Here is a 2,143-nt window from a genome sequence, read left to right as displayed (position 1 = left end):
CCTCCCGAGGGGGCTGCCCTGAATGCTGCCCGCCGTGGAATCGCGCTGCGCGCACTGGTGATCGCCGCCGTCGGGCTCTCACTGGGCGGGCTGGAGGTCAACCTTGCCATCATTCTGGTCCACTACGCCTTGTTGTTCCTCTGCGTCCTGCCGTTCCTGGGGCTGAAGCTCAAGGCCCTGTGCGCCTGGGCCGTTGGCTGGATCGTGCTTTCGCCGGTCCTGGCCTACTTGCTGAGGCCTTGGCTGATGGCGTCAGATCCGCCCTTGAACCTGGGGCACAACCCGTCCTGGGAAGACCTGGGGACGCCCTTCCCCCTGCTGGGTGACCTCTTCCTCACCGGCTACTACCCGGTTTTCCAGTGGCTGGCGTATCTGCTGGTGGGCCTGGTCATCGGCCGGCTTGCCCTCACCAAGGCGATGATTCCGGTGGTACTGCTGACAGGCGGCATCGCAGTGGCCGCCTTGGCCAAGGCCATTGGCACGGCCGCGATGGAGAACTGGGGTGGCCGGGCGGCGCTCGAGGACGTCCTGAATGCCCCCGGCTATCCGCTCGACAGCGTGCTCCAGGTCAACCTCACCGGAATCCGCCAGGAAGGATCCTGGTGGTGGCTCGCAGCCGCCGCGCCGCACTCCGCCACTGCCTTGGACCTGGCCCACACCTCCGGTGTGGCTGCCGCCGTCGTGGGCGCGTGCCTGCTGCTCGGGAGGCTCGCTGAATGGCTGGACCTCGACCTGTTGTTGCCCCTGCGGGGCGCCGGAGCCATGACGCTGACGCTCTACACAGTCCATGTTTGGGTGGTTTCGGGGTTCTACCTCAAGCCGCTGCCTGCGGGCTGGACAGAGGACGGCATGTACTTTGCCCACGCCGCGACAGCCGTCATCGTGGGCACGGCGTTTGTCCTGCTGAAGTGGCGGGGACCATTGGAATGGGTTGGCCACGCCGCCAACAGGATCGGGCGCGGCGAACGGATCGGCCAGCCTTAACAGGCACAGGCTTTCCAGGGCGGCGTCGTGGCAGCTAGGCCGGAACCTTGCCGCGGAATAGCCGGACGGCATCGCGCATGGAGGCGCGGGCGCGCTTGCGGTCCCCTGCGGCATCGTAGGCACAGCTGAGCCGGAACCAGGAGCGCCAATCTCCGGGAGCCGCCTCGGCCTCTGCCTTGTACTTTTCGAACTCCAGGTCCGCCGCGGAACGGACGATACGGCCCGCCGGTGTGCGCGGCAGTTCATCCACGGGAAGCCCGCCCTCGGCTTCGAGGACCTTCGCCATCTGTTCCGTGCGCGCGCCGAACATCAGTTCCCGGATCATGGCCCATGCCCCGACGATCGGCAGCACCAGGTAGGCGGCGCCGATGGCCTTCGCGGCCGGGTTGCTGTCTGTCAGCAGCAGGACGGACCGCTGGAAGGAGACCACCAGGTAAAAGACGAGGAGAAGCGTCACGGCACCCACCCAGATCTTGGTGCGGTTCTTGCGGAACGCCGCCAGGAAATCGCCCACGGCCTAGATCCCCAGGTCCAGGTAGCCGTCCAGGCCCACCGTCAGTCCGGGATGGGCAGCGACGTTGCGGACGCCGAGCAACACACCCGGCATAAAGGAAACCCGGTCAAAGGAATCGTGCCGGAACGTCAATTGCTCCCCCGGACCGCCGAGCAGCACCTCCTGGTGGGCCACCAGCCCGCGGAGCCGCACGCTGTGCACACGCACGCCGTCCACGTCGCAGCCCCGCGCTCCAGGCAGTTCGGTGGTGGTGGCGTCAGGGCTGGCAGGAACGCCGGCTGCCTGGCGCTCGGCCGCGATGAGCTGGGCAGTACGGACAGCCGTCCCGGAGGGCGCGTCCACCTTGTCCGGGTGGTGCAGTTCGATGATTTCCACGGACTCGAAGTACTTGGCGGCCTGAGCGGCGAAGGCTGACGCCAGCACAGATCCCAGGGCAAAGTTGGGGGCGATCAGCACGCCGGTTTCCGGGTGCTCCGCGAGGAGTGCTTCCAGCCGTGCGAGCCGGTCTGCGTCCCAGCCGGTGGTCCCCACCACTGCGTGCATGCCATGTTCGACGGCGTACCGGACGTTCGCCTCGGTGCTCTCCGGGACGGTCAGGTCCACCACGAACCGGGCGCCCGAGGAAGCCAGCTGGTCCAAGGAGTC

The 2,143-nt window shown here is 67.6% G+C and carries 3 protein-coding genes; 1 reads left to right on the top strand and 2 read right to left on the bottom strand.

Going from position 1 to position 2,143, the window contains the following annotated elements; genetic code table 11:
• Positions 1 to 984: hypothetical protein (locus tag DBR22_RS18600; RefSeq protein ID WP_258229294.1), on the top strand; the 984-nt coding region annotated here is incomplete at its 5' end.
• A gap of 34 nt (positions 985 to 1,018) precedes the next feature.
• Here the strand turns inward: DBR22_RS18600 and DBR22_RS18595 are convergent.
• Complete coding sequence (locus DBR22_RS18595) at positions 1,019 to 1,498, bottom strand: hypothetical protein (RefSeq protein ID WP_108600227.1); 480 nt, start codon at positions 1,496 to 1,498, stop codon at positions 1,019 to 1,021.
• Between the two features lie 3 nt (positions 1,499 to 1,501).
• A partial coding sequence (gene dapB / locus DBR22_RS18590; protein WP_108600232.1) for a 4-hydroxy-tetrahydrodipicolinate reductase occupies positions 1,502 to 2,143 on the bottom strand: 642 nt, incomplete at its 5' end.

The organism is Arthrobacter sp. HMWF013 (genome assembly GCF_003061105.1).
Taxonomy (GTDB): Bacteria; Actinomycetota; Actinomycetes; order Actinomycetales; family Micrococcaceae; genus Arthrobacter.
This window is presented reverse-complemented; position numbering and strand designations above follow the sequence as displayed.